Origin of the sequence: Streptomyces lunaelactis, from assembly GCF_003054555.1 — a bacterium.
GTDB lineage: Bacteria > Actinomycetota > Actinomycetes > Streptomycetales > Streptomycetaceae > Streptomyces > Streptomyces lunaelactis.
Genome location: NZ_CP026304.1, coordinates 7,312,236 through 7,333,139, shown reverse-complemented (window position 1 = coordinate 7,333,139; position 20,904 = coordinate 7,312,236). Strand labels below are relative to the sequence as shown.

General features: G+C 71.7%; 17 protein-coding genes. 2 read left to right on the top strand and 15 right to left on the bottom strand.

What is annotated here, in order from left to right; translation table 11 throughout:
- Positions 1 to 13: 13 nt before the first annotated feature.
- The 15 genes from SLUN_RS33445 to SLUN_RS33375 form a co-directional block, all read right to left on the bottom strand.
- On the bottom strand, positions 14 to 1,123 hold the full coding sequence (locus SLUN_RS33445) for an alpha/beta fold hydrolase (protein WP_108153662.1): 1,110 nt from the start codon (positions 1,121 to 1,123) through the stop codon (positions 14 to 16).
- The gene (locus tag SLUN_RS33440; RefSeq protein ID WP_108153661.1) at positions 1,120 to 2,370 is read right to left on the bottom strand and encodes an FAD-dependent oxidoreductase; all 1,251 of its coding nucleotides are present in this window, start codon (positions 2,368 to 2,370) and stop codon (positions 1,120 to 1,122) included. The genes SLUN_RS33445 and SLUN_RS33440 overlap by 4 nt, the downstream gene beginning before the upstream one ends.
- Complete coding sequence (locus SLUN_RS33435) at positions 2,367 to 3,233, bottom strand: 4'-phosphopantetheinyl transferase family protein (RefSeq protein WP_108153660.1); 867 nt, start codon at positions 3,231 to 3,233, stop codon at positions 2,367 to 2,369. The genes SLUN_RS33440 and SLUN_RS33435 overlap by 4 nt, the downstream gene beginning before the upstream one ends.
- Positions 3,130 to 3,981 carry a 2-oxo acid dehydrogenase subunit E2 gene (locus SLUN_RS33430; protein ID WP_108155079.1) on the bottom strand — a complete coding sequence of 284 codons (852 nt, stop codon included), beginning with the start codon at positions 3,979 to 3,981 and terminating at the stop codon, positions 3,130 to 3,132. Before SLUN_RS33430 ends, SLUN_RS33435 begins: the two co-directional genes overlap by 104 nt.
- On the bottom strand, positions 3,978 to 4,205 hold the full coding sequence (locus tag SLUN_RS33425) for a phosphopantetheine-binding protein (protein ID WP_108153659.1): 228 nt from the start codon (positions 4,203 to 4,205) through the stop codon (positions 3,978 to 3,980). The genes SLUN_RS33430 and SLUN_RS33425 overlap by 4 nt, the downstream gene beginning before the upstream one ends.
- Positions 4,184 to 6,175: an HAD-IIIC family phosphatase gene (locus SLUN_RS33420; protein ID WP_108153658.1), complete on the bottom strand. Its 1,992-nt coding sequence runs from the start codon at positions 6,173 to 6,175 to the stop codon at positions 4,184 to 4,186. Before SLUN_RS33420 ends, SLUN_RS33425 begins: the two co-directional genes overlap by 22 nt.
- Positions 6,172 to 7,224, bottom strand: a complete 1,053-nt coding sequence (locus SLUN_RS33415; protein WP_108153657.1) for a beta-ketoacyl-[acyl-carrier-protein] synthase family protein — start codon at positions 7,222 to 7,224, stop codon at positions 6,172 to 6,174. Before SLUN_RS33415 ends, SLUN_RS33420 begins: the two co-directional genes overlap by 4 nt.
- A complete protein-coding gene (locus SLUN_RS33410) occupies positions 7,221 to 10,139 on the bottom strand; it encodes a type I polyketide synthase (protein ID WP_108153656.1) in 2,919 nt (972 codons plus the stop codon). Before SLUN_RS33410 ends, SLUN_RS33415 begins: the two co-directional genes overlap by 4 nt.
- 2 nt (positions 10,140 to 10,141) lie before the next feature.
- Positions 10,142 to 10,471 (bottom strand): acyl carrier protein, encoded by a 330-nt coding sequence (locus tag SLUN_RS33405; RefSeq protein WP_108153655.1) that lies wholly within the window; start codon positions 10,469 to 10,471, stop codon positions 10,142 to 10,144.
- Positions 10,472 to 10,496: 25 nt separating this feature from the next.
- Positions 10,497 to 12,239: an acyl-CoA dehydrogenase family protein gene (locus tag SLUN_RS33400; RefSeq protein ID WP_108153654.1), complete on the bottom strand. Its 1,743-nt coding sequence runs from the start codon at positions 12,237 to 12,239 to the stop codon at positions 10,497 to 10,499.
- Positions 12,233 to 14,149 carry an acyl-CoA dehydrogenase family protein gene (locus SLUN_RS33395; RefSeq protein WP_108153653.1) on the bottom strand — a complete coding sequence of 639 codons (1,917 nt, stop codon included), beginning with the start codon at positions 14,147 to 14,149 and terminating at the stop codon, positions 12,233 to 12,235. The genes SLUN_RS33400 and SLUN_RS33395 overlap by 7 nt, the downstream gene beginning before the upstream one ends.
- Entirely contained in the window at positions 14,146 to 15,921 is a 1,776-nt protein-coding gene (locus tag SLUN_RS33390; RefSeq protein ID WP_108153652.1) for a fatty acyl-AMP ligase, read from the bottom strand. Before SLUN_RS33390 ends, SLUN_RS33395 begins: the two co-directional genes overlap by 4 nt.
- Positions 15,922 to 15,970: 49 nt before the next feature.
- Positions 15,971 to 16,171, bottom strand: coding sequence for a hypothetical protein (locus SLUN_RS33385; protein ID WP_108153651.1), 201 nt, complete (start codon positions 16,169 to 16,171; stop codon positions 15,971 to 15,973).
- 92 nt (positions 16,172 to 16,263) lie between these two features.
- Entirely contained in the window at positions 16,264 to 18,084 is a 1,821-nt protein-coding gene (locus SLUN_RS33380; protein ID WP_108153650.1) for a glycoside hydrolase family 15 protein, read from the bottom strand.
- 260 nt (positions 18,085 to 18,344) lie between these two features.
- Complete coding sequence (locus SLUN_RS33375) at positions 18,345 to 19,424, bottom strand: helix-turn-helix domain-containing protein (RefSeq protein WP_108155078.1); 1,080 nt, start codon at positions 19,422 to 19,424, stop codon at positions 18,345 to 18,347.
- 236 nt (positions 19,425 to 19,660) lie between these two features.
- On the opposite strand from SLUN_RS33375, the gene SLUN_RS33370 reads away from it, so the two are divergent.
- Positions 19,661 to 20,293 (top strand): helix-turn-helix domain-containing protein, encoded by a 633-nt coding sequence (locus tag SLUN_RS33370; RefSeq protein ID WP_108153649.1) that lies wholly within the window; start codon positions 19,661 to 19,663, stop codon positions 20,291 to 20,293.
- Between the two features lie 78 nt (positions 20,294 to 20,371).
- Entirely contained in the window at positions 20,372 to 20,902 is a 531-nt protein-coding gene (locus tag SLUN_RS33365) for a toxin-antitoxin system, toxin component (RefSeq protein WP_108155077.1), read from the top strand.
- The last annotated feature ends 2 nt before the right edge of the window (positions 20,903 to 20,904 follow it).

Below are 20,904 nucleotides of genomic sequence, written 5' to 3'. Positions count from 1 at the left end.
CGCCCCCTCCGGCTCAGCACCCGCTGCGTTCCGCCCGACACGGCCAGAACCCCGGCGCACCGCACCACGCCCACCGCCCCAGCGCCCCCCGCAGCAGTGCCACCCGCACCCGTGCCAGCTCCCCCGGTGCGCCGTGTTCGTCGTCCAGGAGCAGAACCTGGCGTCGGGCACCCGCGTCCCGCAGCAGCTCTCCCGTCTCCGTCAGCGGCACGATGTCGTCGCGCAGTGCAGCCGCGTACGTCACCGGAATGGTGATCCGCCTCAACTCCTCCTCGCTCAGCGCCCATTCGCGTACGGCGTCGAAGACCTCGCCCGGCTCGCAGCCGATGAGGTGTGCGAGCGTGAGCACCGTCGTGGCCGGGACCCGGCGCTGCCACTCGCGGTCGAGGAAGAAGTGGCGCAGCGGCGCGCCCACGGTCGCCACACCGCGGATGCGGTCGTCGACAAGGGCTGCGCGCAGGGCCAGGTGACCGCCGAAGCTGAGGGCGATCGCGGAGGTCCGCCGGACATCGGCGCGGTCCGCGACCGCGTCGAGCACCGCGCCGATCATGCGGTGACTGTCCGCCCGGTACGGCAGCGTGTTCTCGCCCACGCCGGGCAGCTCGGTGACGGCCAGGGCCACGCCGAGGGCATCGGCACGGGCCAGGATCGGAGCCCACTGTTCCTTGACGCTGACGATGCCGCCCATGACGACGATCAGCGGGCGCGGCTCGGATGCCGAGAGCCCCGCCGTCCAGCAGGCGAACCGGCCGTCCCCCACCGCGAGTTCGAGCCGCTCGATGCCGCGCCGGGTCCTGCGCCAGCGGTCGAAGGTGCGCACGCACCGCTGCCCGGCGCGAAGCCGCTCGGCGTCGTCCGCGGTCGCGTACGGGAAGCGGGCGAGGCCGTAGTGGCGGCACGCGTCGAGGTGAGCGCCGCGGCCCGCGAGACCGTCCGCCGTACGGTTCCAGACCGCGGCCCAGGAGTCGGGGCCGCCGCCCTCCGCGCTCCTCACCCGGGCCAGCAGCTCTCGGCAGCGGTCCGGCGTGAGCCCCTGGGCGCGGGCGTGCAGCAGGACGTACCGCTTCAGTTCCTCCAGCGGAGGCAGGCGTGCCCCGAGCCGTAGCTCTGTCGCGTCGTTCATGTGCGCAGCTCCGTCCTCGAAGGTGCCGCGGCCGGCTCGGGCCGCAGGCCGGGGAAGTAGGCGGGGGCGAGCACCCGCCGCTGGAGCACGGGGCTCGCGTTCAGCGCGCGGTAGACCGTGCGCCGCAGCGCCGCCGCGGGAGGCGCGGAGAGGCTGAACATCCGCTCCTGGCGCAGCTGCAGCCCCCGGGAGCGCCGGACCGCGCCCACCCTGTCCCGCTGGAAGACGTTCACAGCCGCGGCCAGCGCCGCCGGCCGCCCGCCGCGGGGCGCGTCGAGCGCCCGCGCGAGCAGCGGGGCGAGGGCGACCGCGTCCGCCAGGGCGTGGTTGACGCCCTGCCCCAGGATCGGCGACAGGGTGTGCGCGGCGTCGCCGATCAGTACGACTCCGGGCGCCGACCAGCGCCGTACGTCCGTGGTGAAGATGTCGAGCAGGGTGGTGTCGGACCAGCTGCGGATGCCGTCGGCCGCTTCCCGCTCCAGCTCCGGCGCGAGCTCCGCGAGCCGCGCGTGCAGCCGCCCGAGGCCGCCCGAACGCAGCTCGCGCAGACCGCCCTTGGGGATGTTGAGACCCACCCGCAGGGTGCCGTCGGTGCTGGGCAGGAAGAGTCCGTGGCGGCCCGAGCTGATCCGCACCCGGTAGGCCCGCCGGTCCCAGGCCGCCGGGAACGGCAGCTTCATCCAGACGACGTCCCGCTGCAGCGGGGTGCGCTTCGCGCCGTGGTCGAGGCCGGACATCCGGCGTACGGAGCTGTAGCGGCCGTCCGCGCCGACGGTCACGTCGGCCCGTATCTCCATCACCCCGTCGGGGGTCTTGGCGCGGACCCCGCGTACCGAGCCGCCGTCCCGCAGCAGCCCGACCGCGGCGGCCGGTTCGAGCACGGTGCAGCCGCCGCCTTCCTCCGCCGCATCGGCCAGCGCGGACAGCAGCACCGGCTGGGCCAGCTCGACCGGATGGCGGTAGGCGTACGGGAAGGTCTCGAAGCGTACGTCGAGGACGCGCGCGCCCCCGTCGGCGATCTCCAGCCGGTGCACCTCGTGGGTGTGCTCGCGCACCCGCTCCAGGAGGCCGAGTCCGGCCAGCAGCCGCACCCCGTCCGGCGATACGGACTCACCCCGGAAGGCGCGGGCCCCGCCCGTGCGCTGTTCCAGCAGGACCACCCGGCGTCCCAGGCGTACCAGTGCGAGAGCGAGCGCGCGGCCGCCGGGACCGCCACCCACCACACAGACCTCTGTCGTGATCGTCATGCCTGTGCCTCGTCCTGTCCGGTGTTCGCGAGCGCCTCCATGAGGCCGGCGTCGAGCATGGTGGACGCGGCGGTGTCGCTGGTGTCCCCGAAGCCCGCGTCGAAGAGCGCCACGCTCACCGTGTACCGGCGATCCACCAGGCAGGTGTGGAAGGTCCATTCGTCCCCGGTCCCCCGCGATCCGTCCGGTCTCAGGACCTGCACCCTGCGCTCCTGCGGCCCGAAGCCGAACTCGGTGAAGCGGAACCGCATGCCCTGCCCGATCGCCTTGCTGTACGCCTCCTTCAGGGTCCACAGCCGTACCAGCGCGCCATTGCGCCGCTCGTCGGCGATCTGCGCGAGGGCCTTGCGCTCGTGCGGCGTACACACCTGGTTCTCGGTGCCGAGTCCGAGCATCGGCCGGTCCCTGAGCTCGGCGTCCACGCCGATCCAGCCCTTGCGGGTCAGCCCGACCAGCAGCAGCGTGTCGGTGTGGCTGAGGCTGATGTCGATCTGGTCGAGGCCGCGCAGATAGGGGCGCCCGCCCGGTTTGTAGGCGAGCTCCACACTCTGCGGTGAGGCTTCGATGACCGCGCACGCGACATGCTTGAGCAGCAGCCTGGAGGCCACGAAGCGGGACCGTATCTGATAGTGCGTCATGGCGGAGAAGCGCGCGTAGTCGCGGCCCAGCAGCGGGCGCAGCTCGGGCGCGTCCAGGTCGGCGGGCAGCCAGTCGTCGAGCTGGGCGTGGACGACGACGCTCCCGTACTCCCGTACCGCGTCACGGACTTGTTCCCAGGGGCCCTCCGGGCCGGTCACCCGAACGGGCCGGGCGAATCCCTGCTCCGTCGCGGGGTTCGCCACGGGTCCCGGAAAGATCACCATGCCAGCCCTCCAGCCGCTTCACCACTCCGTCGAGTACGTCCGCCGCGGCAGCTCCGTCGAGCACTCTGTGATCGAAGGTCAGGCCGAGGCTCATGACCGGCGCTGCCACCACCCGGCCGCCACGCACCACGGCACGGTCGGCCACCCTCCCCGCGCAGAAGGTGACCGCCGTGCCGCCGTAGGAGTGGAAGACATCGACAACGCGGTGCCCGAGTGAGCTCACCGCGAAGGTCCCGAGCCGCTGGGCCCTGGCGCCCGGACTGCGTACTCCGAGCCGGAACACCAACTCCCCGACAGGCGGCGGCAGTTGACTGAGCAGCCGCACTGCGGCGGCGCCGGGAAGGTCGTGCGGGTCGCTCTCGCGGCACAGGTCCACCAAATCCTGGATCTCCGTCAGTGACGCCACGTCCATCCGCGGCAGTACGGCGGTGAGCACCACACGCTCGCCGCCCTCGGTCCTGCGGTCGAGTGCGAGCTTGGCCGCCACGTCCGGCAGCGCCGCGGTACGCGGCCGCAGCACGCCCCTGGCCATCGCACGGGCCTCGGGATGCCGGGCGACGATCCGCCCGGCGGCGTACAGCAGATAGCTCACCACCGAGTACCGCCGGCCGGCTTCGCGTGCGGCGGCCCGGTGCTCCTCGATCCGGGTCATGTCGACGTCGGCGCCCAGATGTACGGGGGCCGCCGCGCGCGCCCAGTTCAGGAAGTAGCGCGTATGGCGCCTGGCCCGGTCGCCGGACACGCTCATGTCCCCACCGCTACGGTCCAGATCTCGCTCAGACTGCGGGCCTCGAGCATCTCGGCGACCGGCACCTGCCTGCCCAGCTCCGTCTCCAGCAGGGAGACGAGACGCAGCAGATGGACCGAGTCCCAGCAGGGGAGCTCGGTCAGCTCGCGTCCCGCGTCGTCCGGCTTCAGGTCGGTGCCCAGGTGTTCGTTGGCGAGGGAGATCAGATCGACGACGGTGTGCATGGATCCACCACCTCCTGGGCGCGGTCGTGCGTGAGGCGCAGCCGCAGCCGCACATGGGAAGGGACGAGCGGAAGCCGCTCGAGCGCGTGCCGGTAGCGGATCGCGCCACCGGTCGCCGAAGCCGTCTCCGAAGCCGTCTCCGAAGCTGCCGTCTCCGAAGCCGTCTCCGAAGCTGCCGTCTCCGAAGCCGTCTCGAAGCCGTGCGCCGGGCAGAACGCGCGCTGCGCCTCGTTGGCAGGGGTCTGCCGCCACCGGGCGTGTACGGCAGGCAGTCCGGCGTCCCGGGCGGCGTGCAGCAGCCCGGCCAGTACGGCGTTCTCGATCCCGCGGCCGAGCACCCGGCAGCTGACGACCATGTTCTCCAGGTGGAGCCCCGCACGATCCCTGCGGGCGAACACCGCGCCGACCACTCCGTCCTCGCCGTAGCGGTCGGCGGCGCGCACCGCGAGCACCAGCGCGTCCGGATCCTCGGCGAGCCGCTGGATCTCCGCGCCGGTCAGCCGCTCTCCGGTGAGGTTGAAGCGGTTGGTGCGCAGGCTCAACTGGGCGATCCTGGACAGCTCATGGGCCTTCGCGGGGCCCGCGTCGACTGCGATGTCCAGGCTCCGCAGAAAGCTGGCGTAGTCCTTCGACGCCGCCTGCCGGAGCTCACGCTGCTCGCGTTCGCGGTAGCGCGAAGCCCGGCCGCGGTCCTCCTCGGTGACGGAGGGGACGTCGAACCAGCCGTCGGCCAGCAGCCGTTCGGTGTGGTGGGCGGGCTCGCCGTCCAGGGGCACGACGGCGGCTCCGGGCACCCCCGCCCGTACGGCCTCCCGCTCGAAGGCGCTGTCGTCGGCGAAGACCACGGCCGACGGCGAGATGCCCAGATCTGCCGCAATCTTGCGGATGCCTTCGGCCTTGGAGCCCCAGTCGGCGACGACGCTGACGAAGTCGTCGCTGCTCAGCGGCCAGTCGGGGTGGGCGGCCAGGGCGCGGGCGACCGGTTCCGGGTCGTTCTTGCTGCACACGGCGAGCAGCACGCCCTGCGATGCGAGCTGTTCGACGGTCCGCCGGAAGCCGGCGAAGGCGCCCGCGCGCAGCGACCGGGCGGCCCGCACCCTCTCGGGTCCGTCCTCGGCGAGTATGCCGTCCCACAGGGTCCCGTCGAGGTCGAGGACCAGGCACTTCTTGGCGTCGCCGCGCTGCGCCCGGGCCAGGTGCGCGCTCTCGCGGGCGTATCCGGCGAGCAGGCCGGCGGTGCAGTGTGCGTCGGCGTAGGCTCCCAGCCGCGGATCGTCGGCGCGCACGCCGGCCGAGGTCAGCGGCTCCAGGTCGAGTACGGCCACTCCCGCCGCCGGGTCGCACATCCGCAGCAGATCGGCGTTGAACTCCCGCCAGACCGCGCCCAGTTCGGCCCGCTGTGCGAGTCCGGTCAGCTGATGGGTGAACCGACGCAGCAGCGGCACGGTGTTCAGTACGAAGGTCGCCCCGGCCGGGGCGTGCGCCGCGTGGGTGCCGGCCAGTTCGGCCAGCAGCAGCCGCAGCCGCTCGGCTTCGAGGGCCACGTCGTACGGCTGCCAGGGTGGCCGCACCCGGTCCCAGACGGTGAGCGGGTCCAGTACGCACAGGGTGAGCTCGGGCTGATGCACGTACAGCTCGGAGGCCGGATCGGCCAGGTCCTGGACATAGCCGCCGTTGCCGCCCGCGTACGGGATCAGCAGCAGTCCGTGGCGGGCGAGCTGGGCGGTGAGCGCGGGGACGAGTCCGGCCGTGGTGGAGCGTCCGGTGACCGCGATGCGTACGGCCGGGGTCGAGGGGTGGGCGGCGAGCACGTCGGAGGGATTCAGCCGGGCCAGCAGCCGTCCCGCGAGGTCGAGTTCACCCTCGTCGAGCCGGACGAGCAGCTGGGCCACCTGGGGGTACGCGTCGACGAGCCCGCCCGCTTCGTGGAGGGTCCGTAGCTCCTGCTGTGCTGCGCCTCGCGCGCTCATCCCGTCGCCTCCACTGCGAATCCGGCCTTGATCCACTTGCTGGACTCGATCGCGATGCCGACCGCGCGCCCCCCGGCCCCCAGCCGCGGCAGCAGCCGCTCCAGCTGGAGGAAGACCAGCGCGTTCCCGTTGTTCCCGGTCTCCGCGACACAGGAGACCTCCTCCCACTCGAGGCCCTGCCGCAGTTTCCTCGTGATGCGCTCGGTCATCCGGCCGCTGAGCTGTGGCGGAAGGACATGGCCGAGGCTCGCGGCCGGCCAGTCGAGCAGGTCGAGCAGGGTGTCGAGCACCTCCTGGGCCAGCACCGGCACCCGGGTCTCGACGGCCTTGTAGTCCTCCGTCACGGCGGGCCGGCCGGAGTAGCGGTCGGCCTGGCCGAACCACTCGACGCGCTGGCCGGGCGCGCTGCCGAGACCGCCGAGCCAGTGGTCGGCCCGGGTGAGCAGGGCACGGGCGGCGCCGGGTGCGCGGCTGAGGACGACGGCTCCCGCGCCGTCGCCGAACAGCACGTAGTTGACGAGCTGGGAGGGCGGCATGGCGCGGAAGTCCTGGCGCAGATCGAGGTGTTTGCTGCAGACGTCGCCGCCGATGACCAGGCCGACGGGCTTCTGGCCGCGGGCGCCGTTGGCGAGCAGCGAGGAGGCGAGTGCCATCGCCTGTACGGCGCCGGAGCAGCCGGACTGGAGCTGGTAGACGGGCACTCCGTCGATGCCGAGCCGGTCCGCGACGAGTGCGGCCGTGGTCGGCATGAGAGCGTCCGGTGTGGCGGTGGCGACGACGATGAACGCCACGTCGTCGGGGTCGGCCCCCGCGTCGGCGAGCGCCCGGTCGGCGGCGTCGGTGCACAGGTCCTCCAGGGTCCAGCGGACCGTTCCACCGTTGAGGTCGACGGCGAAGTGCCGGGTCCTCGTGCCGATGAAGGTCTCGACCCACTCCGGCGCGATGCCGAGCCGGCCGGCCAGCGTGGCGTTGTCGACGGGCTCCCCGGGGAGTGCGGTGCCGACACCGGCCAGCCGGAGCGGTCCGCCGCGGCCGCCGGGTGTGCTCACCGGGCCACCGCCGCGATCAGCTGCTCGCTCAAATACGCGATCAGCGACTCAACGCTGACCAGGCTGGAGAGCATCTCCGGCATGGAGAGCTCGCCGAGTTCGGGGAAGCGGACCTCCAGCCGGTATTTGAGCTCCATCAGCATCACCGAGTCGAAGCCGAGGTCGTCGTAGAAGCGCAGCGCGTCGTCGAGTTCGTCGTGCCGGCCGCCCCTGACCGTGGCGACGGCCTCGCGCACTCCCTGGCGTACGCGGTCCGGGGCGGCGACGCCGTGGGCCGCGGCGGGCGATCCGGCCGGCCGCGGCGCGGGGGCCGCCGTGGTGAGCTGCTGGTGCCAGGACCGCCACTCGGTGGAGAAGGCGTGGGCGGGCATCCGTACGGCCTGCTTCCCGGCGTCGGGGTAGAAGGTGTCCCAGGCCGGGTCGAGCCCGTCCTGGTGGAGGTGGGCGAGGAGTTCGCCGAGCTCGCGGAGCCCGGAGTCCTCGTTGCGGCAGACGCCGAGGGCGGGGATCTCGCGGGCCGCGCCGATGCGCCGGATCAGATTGCTGAGGACCGGCTTGGGACCGATCTCGACGATATGGGTGGGCGGCCGGTCGCAGAGCGAGGTGATGGCGTCCTCGAACCGTACGGTCGCGCAGATGTGCTCCGTCCAGTAGGCGGCGTCCAGTTCCTCGCCGGGCGTGAGCAGCCGGCCGCGTACGGTCGAGTGGAAGGGCAGCCGGGGCCGGCCGGCGGGGATGCGGGACGCGACCCGTTCGAAGCGGCCCAGCATCGGTGCCATCAGCGGTGAGTGAAAAGCGTGCGAGACCCGCAGCGGGGTGCACATCAGGCCGCGTTCCTCCAGCTTGGCGCGGATCCGCTCGAGAGCAGCGAGGTCGCCGGAGAGCACGGTGGCGCCGGGCCCGTTGAGCGCGCCGACGCCGACGGTGGGTTCGTCCGCGACCAGCGCGGCGGCCTCCGCCGGGCGGGCCCGGGTCGCCAGCATCCCGCCGCCTTCCTGGAGTTGCTGCATGAACGCGCCGCGCACGGCGACCAGCCGGGCGGCGTCCGCCAGGTCGAGCGCCTCGGCGACGACGGCGGCGGCGAACTCGCCGATGCTGTGCCCCACGACGGCCGCGGGCCGCACCCCGAGCTCCATCAGGGTGCGCGCCAGGGCGTACTGCACGGCGAACAGGGCGGGCTGGGTGGTGCCGGTCCGGTGGACGACCGGATCCCCGGCGAGGATCGCCTCATGAACGGGGGTGACCGTGTACGGCTGCAGTGCCTTGGACGCCTCTTCGAGGAAGGTCCGGTAGACGGTCGAGCCCTCGTACAGTCCCGCGGTCATCCGCGGGTACTGGGCGCCCTGTCCGGTGAACGCGAAGGCCAGCACCGGTTCTTCGGCGGCCGCTGTGCGTTCGTCGTACTCAGTCTCGAGCTCCGCCGCCGCGAACAGCCGGGAGGCGAGTTCCTCGGGCCCGTCGGCGGCGGTGGCGAAGCGGTACGGCAGGGCGGCACGGGACCGGTTGCTGGTCCAGCACAGCCGGGCGAGCTCCTCGCCGGTGCGGCCCGCGACATCCACGGCCTGGAGCCGCAGATTCCGGCGCAGCGCCCGGGGGGTGTCGGCGGACAGCGTGAACACCCCGACGCCGGGCCCGGGTTCGGCGGGCGCGGCCGGCAGTGGGGCGGTGGCGAGCACCACATGGGCGTTGGTGCCGCCCATGCCGAAGCTGGAGACGCCCGCCCGGCAGCCGTCGGCGGGCAGCGCGAGCGGCTCGGTGATCAGTTCCATGGAGCGGCGGGCGAGACCGAGCCGCGGATTCTCCTCACCGCTCCAAGGACTCGCCGGTACGACGCCGTGCCGCAGCGAGAGCACGGTCTTGATCAGTCCGGCCATTCCGGCCGCGCCCTCGGTGTGCCCGATCGCGCCCTTGACCGCGCCGACCGCCAGGGGCCACTCCCGTACGCCCTGTTCGTCGCGGAACACATCGCCGAGCGACAGCACTTCGATCTGGTCGCCGAGCGGTGTGCCGGTGCCGTGCGCCTCGATGAAGCGGATGTCCTGCGGAGCGGCTCCGGCCCGGCGGCAGGCGGTGGCGATGACCTCGCGCTGGGAGGCACGGTGCGGCGCCATGATGCCGTTGCTGCGGCCGTCCTGGTTGACGGCGCTGCCGAGGATCACCGCGTGGACCGGGTCCCCGTCGCGTACCGCGTCCTCGAGCAGGCGCAGCGCCACCACACCGACGCCCTCGCCCCGCCCGATGCCGTCGGCGGCTTCGGAGAACGGCTTGCACCGCCCGTCGGGGGCGGCGAGCCCGGCCTGGGCGTAGATCTCGTCGAGCACCGAGCCGACGACGATGTTGACGCCGCCGGCGAGCGCGAGGTCGCACTCGCCGGTGCGCAGCGCGGTGCAGGCGAGATGCACGGCCACCAGCGACGAGGAGCAGGCGGTGTCCACGGTGAGGCTGGGGCCTCGCAGATCGAGCTGGTAGGCGATGCGGTTGGCGAGCATGGAGCGGCCGCTGCCGGTGCCGGTGCGCGGGCTCACTCCCTCGGGCGCGGCGAGGCTGAGCCGCATCCAGTCGTCGGACATGGAGCCCACATAGGTGCCCACCGAACCGCCCGCCAGCCGGGTCGGGGAGATTCCGGCGTCCTCGATCGCCCGCCAGGAGCACTCGAGGAGCAGCCGCTGCTGCGGATCCATGGCCCTCGCGTCGGCGGTGGGGACGGCGAAAAAGGCGCGGTCGAAGGCGTCGGCGTCGGTCAGGAAGCCGCCGGGCACGGCGGACGCGCCGCGTGAGGCCGGGCGTTCGCCGATGGCGTGCGCCCCGCTCAGCAGCAGCCTCCAGTACGCCTCGGGACCTGGCGCGCCGGGGAATCTGCAGTCCAGACCCACCACCGCGACCGGATACTGGGAAGGGCCTGAGGTACGGCCCATGGTCACACCTCCCGATGCTCGCCGCCGGCCTTGGTGAACTCCTCCGCGAGGTGACGGGCCAGATCGTCGGCCGTGGGGTGGTCCCAGGCGACGGTCGGTTCGAGGAAGAGCCCGAACTCCTCCTCGATGTCCCCGTAGAGGCTGAGCGCCGCCACCGAGTCGAGCCCGTACTCCGCGAAGGGGACGCGCGGACCGATCTCGTCGGCGGGGCGCTGGAGATACTCGCTCAGCCGTGTGATCAGCCAGGTGCGGAAGTCGTGTGCGTCGAACTCGGCCACAGGCTTGGTCGACCAGGGGGCCGGGGCTTCTCCCCCGGTGGGTTGCAGCACCATCTGATGCTCCTCAACGTGTCTGCGGTCAGCCGGCGATCGGGGTGTCGTACAGGTCGTAACTGCGGGCTTCGTGATAGCGGTTCAGTACCTCGTTGAGCAGCTGGTTCTCCCAGCCGTCCGGGAGTTTCGGCAGCGGGTGGCCGAGCCGCTTCACCAGCCGGGTGAGCGCGGCGGCGAGCCAGGCGGGGGAAGCGAGGAACGGGTCGTCGTCCGGGTCCTGGTGCCGCCAGACGCCCAGGCAGGCGGCGCCCGCCAGCAGCAGCGTGTAGCGGTCGGCGATGGCGTAGGCCTTGGGGCTGGCCAGGACGGTGCGGTCCTTGGGCGCCATGTCCCGGCACTCGGCCTGGAGGCTGCGGAGCTCGTCCTCGAGCGCCGCGGCGAGGGTGGTGAGCGCCTCGGTGTACTCGCCGGCCCGCCGGCCTTCGGTGCCCGCGATGGACTCCGCCGCGCCCTCCAGCGAGGCGATCAGCGCATCGCTTCCGGCGACCAGCACCAGCCGGGCCGGGTCGAGCGGCGGCAGCCCGTCGCGGATCCGGAACAGGCCCTCCGGGGCGCCCTTGCCGGTGAACCAGGCGGTGCGGGCGAGCCTCGGCAGCTGCGGGATGATCGTGGCCTGGCAGGCTGCCGTGCCCGCGTGCCCGAGGCTGATCATGGGCAGATCGCGCACATGCTTCTGGAAGGCGCCGTAAGCCCCGTTGCGTACGTAGAAGTTGGCGCCGAGGACGATGGACAGGTCGTAGGCGGTCTCGGTGAGCAGTTTGGGCAGCAGATACTTGACGGCGGCCGCGTACACACTGGTGGCCTCCGGGACGAGATGCACGGCCCGGGTGGCGGCCAGCGCCAGACAGTCGCTGATCAGCAGATCCGTGAAGGCGCCGACGATCGTGGCGCGGGCGTGCGGGATCTCCAGCACGGAGCGGTGGTAGAGCTTGCGGTCCAGTGCGAAGCCGACGGCCGTGCGCAGCGCGGTGTCACCGCCGCCGAGGATCATGGAGGGCAGCACGCTGCGGGTGATCTGGAAGGAGCGCAGGGCCAGTTCGACGCCGTCGCCGAGCTTGCCGACGAGGGCGTCCGCGGGCAGCGGGCAGTCGGTGAACTCCACGCCCGCGTTCTGGCAGCCGCGTACGCCGACGGTCTCGTACCGCGGCAGATAGCCGTAGCGGTCGGCGGGCAGCACGGCCTTGTCGACGAGGAGCACGGAGTGGCTGCGGCTGCCGACGCTCTCCTCGGTGCGGCTGAACAGCACCAGCGCCTCGGCCCGTTCGACGTTGTTGATGACGTGTTTCGCACCGGAGATCACAAAGCCGTCGTCGGTGGGTGTCGCGCTGAACTCATTGCGTACGAAGTCGTTGCCGTGGGCGAGTTCGTGGTACGCGACGGCCAGCCGCCCGCCGCCGAGCAGCAGATCGGCGACCCGCCGCTGCTGCTCGGGGGTGCCGGCCGTCCAGATCGCGATGGCCGCGATGAAGGTGGTGGCGCCGTAGCCGAGTCCGAGGCTGGCGTCCCGGCGGAAGACTCCGCGCAGGACCCGGCCGAGGGTGTCGATCCGGTCGAGCCTGCCGCCGAGTTCGATGGGCACGAATTCGGCGTTCAGCCGGAACTCCGCCAGGACCTGCTCGGCCTCGGCGAGCAGTTCGCCGCGTTCGTCGGCGGCGAGCAGCGCGTCCAGGCCGAGCGGGTTGTCGGGGTCGCCGGGGTCGCCGAAGCGCCGTTCCAGCTCGGCGACGCGCTGCTGGATGCGGACTTCTTCCTGGTTCGGGGTCAGCATGGCGGTCCCTCTGCGATACGGCCGGGCAGCAGGGAGAACAGCTCTCCCGCTTCGTACTGTGCGGTCAGCCGGCCGAGCAACCGCTCGTACAGCGACTCCAGTTCGGCGTCGTAGGCGGCGGGCGGGCGGGGCTGCGGTCCTGTGATGCCCGGCACCGCCTGTTCGAGCCGGTCCACGAGCCGGGCCAGTACGGCTTCGAGCCAGAGGCCCGAGGTCCACAGCTCGGCGGTGCGCACCTCGCGGGCGAGGCGCCGGTTGTGCTGCCAGACGCCGAGGCAGCAGGCGGCGGCGAAGCACATGCTGTAGCCGCGCGCCAGATCGAAGCTCTCCACAGGTGCGCCGCCGGGCACGGGGCGCGCGGCCCGCATTCTGGTGTGCAGCTGATCGGCCGCGGTGGCGAGCGTCCGGGCGAGCGCTGCCGCCCGGCCGAGCTCCGGGTCCCGGGATGCCTGTGCGCCGAGTACTTCGGCGGCCGTCGGCAGCGAGCCGAGTACGGTGCTGCCGCGGCGCGCCAGCAGGCTCAGCTGTCCCGGGCGCAGGCCGGGCAGCTCGCGGGCGTAGGAGAAGGTGGCGGCGACGGCGTCCGGTTCGCGGTCGTGGTCCGGGTGGTAGCGGGCCAGGGTGCGGAACTGGGCGGTCAGGGCATAGAGGTTGACCATCGTGTTGCCGTCGAAGATCCCGACGATGCGGTGGTCGCGCTCCAGTTTCTGGAACCGGCCGTGTGCGTAGTGGTCGGTCAGGACGGCGCGCGCGCCGAGCACTCCGCGCAGCCGGTTCAGGATGTCGTCCACGACGGTCGGCACCAGGTATTTGGCGACCGCGGAGGTGACGCTGAGCTCGTCGGGCAGGGTGTGGATGGAGCGGGCGGCGACGGTGCTCAGCGCTTCCATGGCGAGCAGGTCGGCGTAGGTCTCGGCGAGCGTGCGGCGGGCCGCGGGGAGGTCGAGCAGCTTGCGTCCGTACAGCTCGCGCTCGGCGGCGAAGCGGTGGGCGACGCGCAGCCCGTGGTCGGCGGCGCCGAGCGAGAGCGCGGTGCACAGCGAGCGGGTGATCTGCAGGGCCTTGAGTACGACTTCGGGGCCCTCGCCCTCGCGTCCGACCAGGCAGCAGGTGCCGACGGGCGCGCGGTCGAAGGCGATACCGCTGATGTCCGCGCCGCGGATGCCGAGAGTGTGCACCTTCGGCAGGGTGCGGTAGCTGTCCTCGGGCAGTTCGTTCTTGTCGACGAGCAGCAGGCTGAAGCCGCGCGGGCCGCCCTCGGCGGCGGTGCGGGCCAGCAGGCAGACGAGCCGGCCCCGGGTGGCGTTGTTGATCAGCCACTTCTCGCCGGTGATGAGGTAGCCGCCCTCGGTGCGCTCGGCGACGACCTCGCCGGCCATCAGATCGCTGCCGTGGGTGCGTTCGGTCAGTCCGAGGGAGACCGGCTCACCGGCCCGTACGAGGGAGGCGAGGCGCTCCGCTCCGACACGGTCCTCGGCGACCCACACACAGACCGCGCCGAGGAAGGTCTTTCCGTGTCCGATGGCAGTGGTCAGATCGCGGCGGGCGATGGTGCGCACGATTTCGAGCAGCTGGGGGAAGCCGGTGAGCGAACCGCCGTACTCCGCGGGGATGTAGTAGTGGTGGACGCCTAGGGCGCCCAGCAGTTCGCAGGCCTCCGCCGGGAACTCCTCGGCAGCGTCCTCGCTCGCGGCGCGGGCGTAGGAGAGCGGTCCTGCGGCGTTGGGGTCGCCGAGCCGCTGGTCCAGCTGTTCCGCGAGCTGCCAGCGCAGACCGGGAGCGGCCTCCTCGGCGTCCGGGGCGTGCACGGCCGCTACGGTCCGCAGGGTCCCGGTCCGCTCCGTGGTCCCGGTCCGCTCCGTGGTCCCGGTCCGCTCGGCGGTGCCGGTCCGCTCGGTGGTCGCCGTCATCCGCCGGCTCCGTGGGGGACTTCCTGCCCCGCACCCACCGAGACCAACTGGCGGACATCCGGGTGCAGCACCTCGTGCAGCGGCTGTATCCGTCCGTCGAGGAAGAGCTGCCGCATGGCGGTGCGCTGAAGCTTTCCGCTGGTGGTGCGCCGTACGGTGCCGGGCCGCACCAGCAGCACGTTCTCGGCGGCGACCTCGAACTCCTTGGAGACGCACATCCGTACCGCGGCGGAGAGCGAGGCCAGTTCGGCCTCGAAGCCGGAGCCGGTGCGCACCTCCTGGACGACGACGACATGGTCGCGGTCGGACTCGACGGCGAAGGCGGCGCTGGAGCCGAAGAGCGCGCTCACGCGCTGGACGCTGCGTTCGATGTCCTGCGGGTAGAGATTGCGACCCGCGACGATCATGATGTCCTTCATCCGCCCGGTGATGTAGAGCTGGTCGCCGTCCATGGCCCCGAGGTCTCCGGTACGCAGATAGCCCTCCTCACCGTCCTCGGTGGTGGCCCTGAAGGCGAGGGCGTTCTCCAGCGGGCGGTTCCAGTAGCCGCGGGCCACGCTCTCGCCGCGCAGCCAGACCTCGCCCACCTCTCCCGCCGGAAGCCTTCTGCAGTTCGCGGGGTCGACGATGGCCACCTCGCACCCCTGCGGCCTGCCGGAGCTGACGAGCGTCCTGACGGGGCTGCCGACCGAGGCGGGCCGCAGCCGGTGGTGTTCGAGTTCGGCGGCGTCCACCTGCCGCGTGTCGGCCGTGCGCCCGGGCGCTCCCCCGGTCACCAGCAGTGTGGACTCGGCGAGTCCGTAGCAGGGGTAGAAGGCCTCCTTGCGGAAGCCGGCCGGCGCGAAGCGCTCGGCGAAGGCGTCCATGGTCTCGGCCCGTACCGGCTCGGCACCGTTCACGGCCGTCTCCCAGCGCGAGAGATCGAGCTCCGCTATCTGGTCGTCCTTGATCCGGCGCAGACACAGGTCGTACGCCAGGTTGGGGCCGCCGCCCGTGGTGATGCCGTACTCGTCGACCATCTGCAGCCAGCGCAACGGGCGCTTCACAAAGGTCATCGGCGGCATCAGCACTCCGGCGCCGCCGAGCCACAGCGGGTGCAGCAGATGACCGACGAGCCCCATGTCGTGGTGGAACGGCAGCCAGCCGCCCACCCGGGACCGCGCCGTGGTGCGCATGGCCTGCTGGATGGCGCGCTGGTTGGCGAGCAGATTGCGATGGGTGACCATGACGCCCTTGGGCTCGCTCACCGAGCCGGAGGTGTACTGCAGAAAGGCCACGTCGTCGGGGAACAGGTCCGGCATCCGCCAGGCGTCCGCGTCGCCGACCTCGGCGCGGTCCGTGGCCAGGCAGGCGACCTCCTGGTGGCCGATGTTGGCCAGCAGCTGGGAGACGGACGAGGCCATCGCGGCATCGGTCAGGATGTAGCTGACCGAGGCGTCCCTGACGATGTTCGCGACCCGTTCGACGTTCTGCCGCGATCCGACCGGGGCCGGTGCGGGCACGGCGACGGCCCCGGCGTACAGACAGCCCAGGAAGCTGCTCATGAACTCCCGTACGTCGCTCTGGAGGATGAGCACCCGGTGGCCGTGCGATCCGCGCTCCTGGAGCCAGGAGGCGAGCCGCTTGGCCCGTTCACCGAGTTCCCCGTAGCTGAGCACATCGGATTCCAGCTCGCCCTGCTGATCCGCACGGACGCAGAAATAGGCCTCCTGGCGTGCGAGTTCCGACGCTCTGTGCGACGCGAGTTCGGTGAAGTTCCGGTGTGCAGCCATCTTTTCCCCCAGAGCCGCGTACTTATGGCCAGAGCTTGGGAAATCCGTCTCAAGGCTGCCTTGAAGGCGGCTCGACCTCACCGAAAAGGGTGCGATATTCACGGCTGTCTTCTCGCGGGAACCTGTCAGTGGGCAGGATTTCCTCATAGTGGATGCCGGGGATCCATACCCAGTACATCCCGTAGGCGATGAGGGCCCGGCCCACGGGACGCAGCACATTGACAAGGACGAACGTTCGCAACGACGACATGGCCGATCTCCTCTGCGCGGAAATGCCAGTGCCGTACGACAATGCGCCGCCCCGCTCGACTCTCACTCCAGGAGCGGGCCGCCCACCTGCGTTCAGGACAGCCGCAAGGCGGTGTCTATCAGCGGCACATGGCTGAATGCCTGCGGGAAATTTCCCACCAGCCGGCCGCGCCGGGTGTCCCATTCCTCGGCCAGAAGACCGAGATCGGTACGCAGCGCGAGCAGCCGCTCGAACAGCCGGCGTGCCTCCGCCCCGCGGCCGATCAGTGCGAGATCGTGCGCGAGCCAGAAGGAGCAGGCCAGGAAGACCCCTTCGCCGCCGCGCAGTCCATCACCGCCGAGGGTGTCGGAGCCGCCGTCGGGCACCGGATAGCGGCGTACGAAGCCGTCGTCGCACAGCTCCCGCTGGACGGCCTCGATGGTCCCCACCACGCGCGGGTCGGAGGGCGGCAGAAAGCCCATCTGCGGGATGAGCAGCAGCGAGGCGTCCAGCTCGCGCGAGCCGTAGTACTGCGTGAAGGTGTTGCGCTCGGGGTCGTAGCCGTGGGCGCAGACGTCGCGGTGTATCTCGTCGCGCAGCGCGCGCCAGCGCTGCACCGGGCCCTCCAGCGGCAGCCTGGAGAGTCTGCGTACGGTGCGGTCCGCGGCGACCCAGGCCATCACCTTGGAGTGGACGAAGTCACGGCGTGGGCCGCGCACTTCCCAGATGCCCTCGTCGGGCTCGCGCCAGTTGGACTCGAGGTGGTTCATGAGCTTCATCTGGAGGATGTGGGTGCTGTCGTCGCGGGAGAGCCCGGAGGTCTGGCCCAGCCAGAGGGCGTCCACGACCTCGCCGTACACATCGAGCTGGAGCTGGTTGGCGGCGCCGTTGCCGATCCGGACCGGGCCCGACTTCTCGTAGCCGGGCAGCCAGGGCAGTTCGGCCTCCGGCAGCTCGCGCTCGCCCGCCACTCCGTACATGATCTGGAGGTTCTGCGCGTCCCCGGCCACGGCCCGCAGCAGCCATTCGCGCCAGCGGCGTGCCTCCTCGTGGTAGCCGGTGCGCAGCAGGGCGGTGAGCGTCATGGCGGCGTCGCGCAGCCAGGCGTAGCGGTAGTCCCAGTTGCGTACGCCGCCGATCTCCTCGGGCAGTGAGGTGGTGGGAGCGGCGACGATTCCGCCGGTGGGCGCGTAGGTGAGCGCCTTGAGGGTGATCAGCGAGCGGACGACGGCTTCCCGCCAGGGGCCGGAGTAGCTGCACTGGCCGGTCCACCGGGACCAGAAGTTCTCGGTGTCGGCGAGGAGTTGGGCGGCGTTGGGCCGGGGCGGCGCGTCGCCGTGGGAGGGCTGCCAGCTCAGGGTGAGGGTGACGCGCTCGCCCGCGCCGACGCTGAACGCCGCGTGGGTGGTCAGATCGCTGCCGTAGGTGTCGACGTCGGCGTCCAGCCAGAGCGCGTCGGGACCGGCCACGGCGACCAGCCGGTCGCGGCCGCCGGGTCCGTGCTCGCGCTGCACCCAGGGGACGATCCGGCCGTAGCTGAAGCGCATCCGCAGTGCGGAACTCATGCGGACCCGCCCTGAGACGCCCTCCACCATTCGTACGAGACAGGGTGCGGCATCCGGCCGACCCCGGCCCGCGCCTCTGGGCGGCATGAAATCAATCAGCCGAACCGTTCCTTCGGGGGTGTCCCACTCCGATTCCAGGACAAGTGAGTCACCGCGGTAGCGGCGGCGGGTGGCGGCTCCCGCGCCGTCGGCGAGGCCCGCCGGGGCCAGCCGCCAGAAGCCGTGTTCCTCGGTGCCGAGCAGCCCGGCGAAGACCGCGGGCGAGTCGAAGCGCGGCAGACAGAACCAGTCGACCGAACCGTCCCTGGCGATCAGGGCGGCGGTCTGCATGTCCCCGATCAGTGCATAGTCCTCGATGAGCGCAGCCACACGAACTCCCGGAACACCGTCGCAGCCGTTCCCGGGGGCGGACCCCCGAATCCCCGGCGGAACGCAGGGGATTCGGGCACGTTACGCGTGACACCTCAAGTCTCGGCGGGCCCGGGAAATCGCCGCTGGGGAGAGGGGAACGCGACCGGGCTGCGCAGCCCCGCCCGGTTCACCGCGCGGACGCCGAAGAAGACCGACTGACAAGGGGCAGCCCGTTCCGCTTTCCCCGGCCTGCCCGCGGTTCCGGTTCCGGCTCCCGTTCAGCCGCTGGAGACGGCCCTCAGATGCGACTTGCCCCGCCGCAGCAGCGGTTCGGCGACCCGGGCCTCACGCAGCACCAGCGTCATCCGGGTGAACCCTCTGTCCTGAAGGCTCGCGGGAGTCTCGTCGACAATCCGGCACTCGGTACGCCCCCACCGCGGATCGGGGTGATTCAGCGGTCGTACGGCCCCGTCGTGATGGACGGCGGCCGCCCCCGCGTCGCGCATCCAGTGCGACAGTCCGCACCGGTAGGCGGCGTCCATGATCGGGTCCTCGGCGATGTCGCCGCGAATGGCCTGAAGAACTCGGTCTCCGTCGTAACTCTCCAGAGCTGATTCCAACTGCGCGAGCAGGGGCAGGCACCAGCTCGTCTCGCGGTCGGCGAGCACCATTCCCGCGTCCGGGTGGAACAGCACGAACCGCAGGAAGTTCTGGCCCGGCATCGCCGTGGGATGCGGCCCGACGCCATGGAACAGCGCCTCGAAGGCAGGGTTGGCGTGCGCGACGTCCCAGCGCCGGTCGAAAAGCACGGAGGGCAGCGGTACGGCGTCCATCATCGCGGCGTAGTCGCGCAGGTAGGACTGTGTCTCGGGGTCGGAAGGGCCCGCGGCCGCCGACGGATCCAGCGGCTCGGCCGGGGTCACCGGCAGCGCCGGAGCCACGGGGGCGTACGGACGCACGGGCCCGGACGGAAAGGCGGGCCCGGACGGGCGCGCGGGGCCCAGCGGAGGCACCGGCACCGACGCTCCCACAGGCAGCTTCCAGGGCTGGGGCGGATCACGGTCGACGGCGAGACGGAAGAGCCAGCCCCCCTGCTGGTCGCTCATCTCGAGGGCCTGGACGAGAGCGCAGAGCTTCTCGTCGGTCCACTCCTGGGCAGGGGTCCGCTCCCAGCTGCCGTACGCGCCCGTGCTGATCTTCAGCCGCGCGGCCACGTCCTCCACGCTCAGGCCGAGTTCCTCCCGGCGCCGCCGGAGCACATCGGTGACCCGCCTCGCCCGCACCGCGCCACGCGCGGTCCCGGCACACCCTCGCCGCCCATGGACACCAGGCCGTTCCACGCCTGCCTCATGTGTCATCGAGAACGCCACCCTTCTCGAAGTCCCGCTGCGGCAGCGCCCTTTGGATCTTCACACCGCTTGGCGATCCTGCTACCGCAAACGCGGCCATGTCAACTATCGTGGCATTCAACGCCGCTGAGCGCTCAGATCGCGCCACAGCTGTGGCAAGTCCTGGTCGTATTCATCCGAGACGGTTAGTCTCCCGGCAGCCCACTGCCTGCGGAGCGACCTCGCGTGATCTAGGAGACCTACTGGTGACAGACGGCTTCTTGGTTCCGGGCCGGACGGCCACAGGCCCGCTCGCGGCATCCATCGCCCGCGTCGCAGAACTCGTCGGCAAGCTCGGACTGAGCCACGGCGAGATCTTCGACGTGGACCAGCTCTCCGAGGCCTCCGGCGTCCCCGCCGACGTGGTCGGCGCGCTCCTCGACGGCCACCCGGCCGGCGAACCCGACCTTCAGACACGCTTTCTGCAACGCTTCGACCTGCTGCGCAGTACCCGGCTCAAGCCCAACGGCCGCCGGTACACCCAGCAGGAGATCGCCGACGGCGCGGGCATGTCGCGTCAGCAGGCCGGCGCGCTCATCAACGGCGACCGCCGGCCGACCATGGAGCACTGCGATGCGATTCAGAGGTTCTTCGAGGTCCACGCCGGATTTCTTACCGCGGACGACGCCGATGCGCTCAACGGCGCGCTGCAGCGTACGGAACAGAAACTGCTGCACGACTACACCGGCGAGAGCGACCCGCTGGAGCGGCTGCTGCAGGACCATGGCGTACGGGGCATCGCCTGGCGGGCGGCCCAACTGCCCACCGACAAACACCGGGACAAGGTCACCGAGTGGCTCGACATGCTCCTGGAGAGCGTCAAGCCGACAGAACCCTGATTTCAGGACAGCGTTGGAAACACGCGTGTGCGCGCGGGAGCTGACGGGGAGAGGAGAACGGTGAGCATAGGCAAGGAGATGCGCCGGCTGTGCGGCGAGCTGATCGCCGGAATCGATCTGCCCGCCCCGGCGGACCCCGCCGATCTCTATGCCGCCCTGTGCGCGGGAATGAGCAGGCGCCGCGGCAGGCCCGTCCGGTTCCGCACCGCCTCGTTCCCGCCCGGCACGGCCAGCGGTCTCTGGCTCGACATGACGGACCAGGACCTGATCGTCATCGAGGAGCGCACCGCCCCGGACCACCAACTGGTCATTCTCGGCCATGAGCTCTGGCACATGAAGGCCGGGCACTGCACGCATCACGTCGACGGCGCGGCCGTCGCCGCGCGGCTGCTCTCGGCCGAGGCCGACCTCCAGGCGACCGTGCTGAAGGTCGCGGCCAGAACCGGCTTCGACCAGTCCGAGGAGAACGAGGCGGAGAGCTTCGGTCTGCTGCTCAGCAGCAAGTGCCGTTCCTGGCTTGCCGGTTCGACCGGCCGGGGCCCCCTGCGGCGGGACGGACTCGCCGGACGGATCGAGGCGTCCTTGGGATACCGCGGGCCACAGGGCTGATG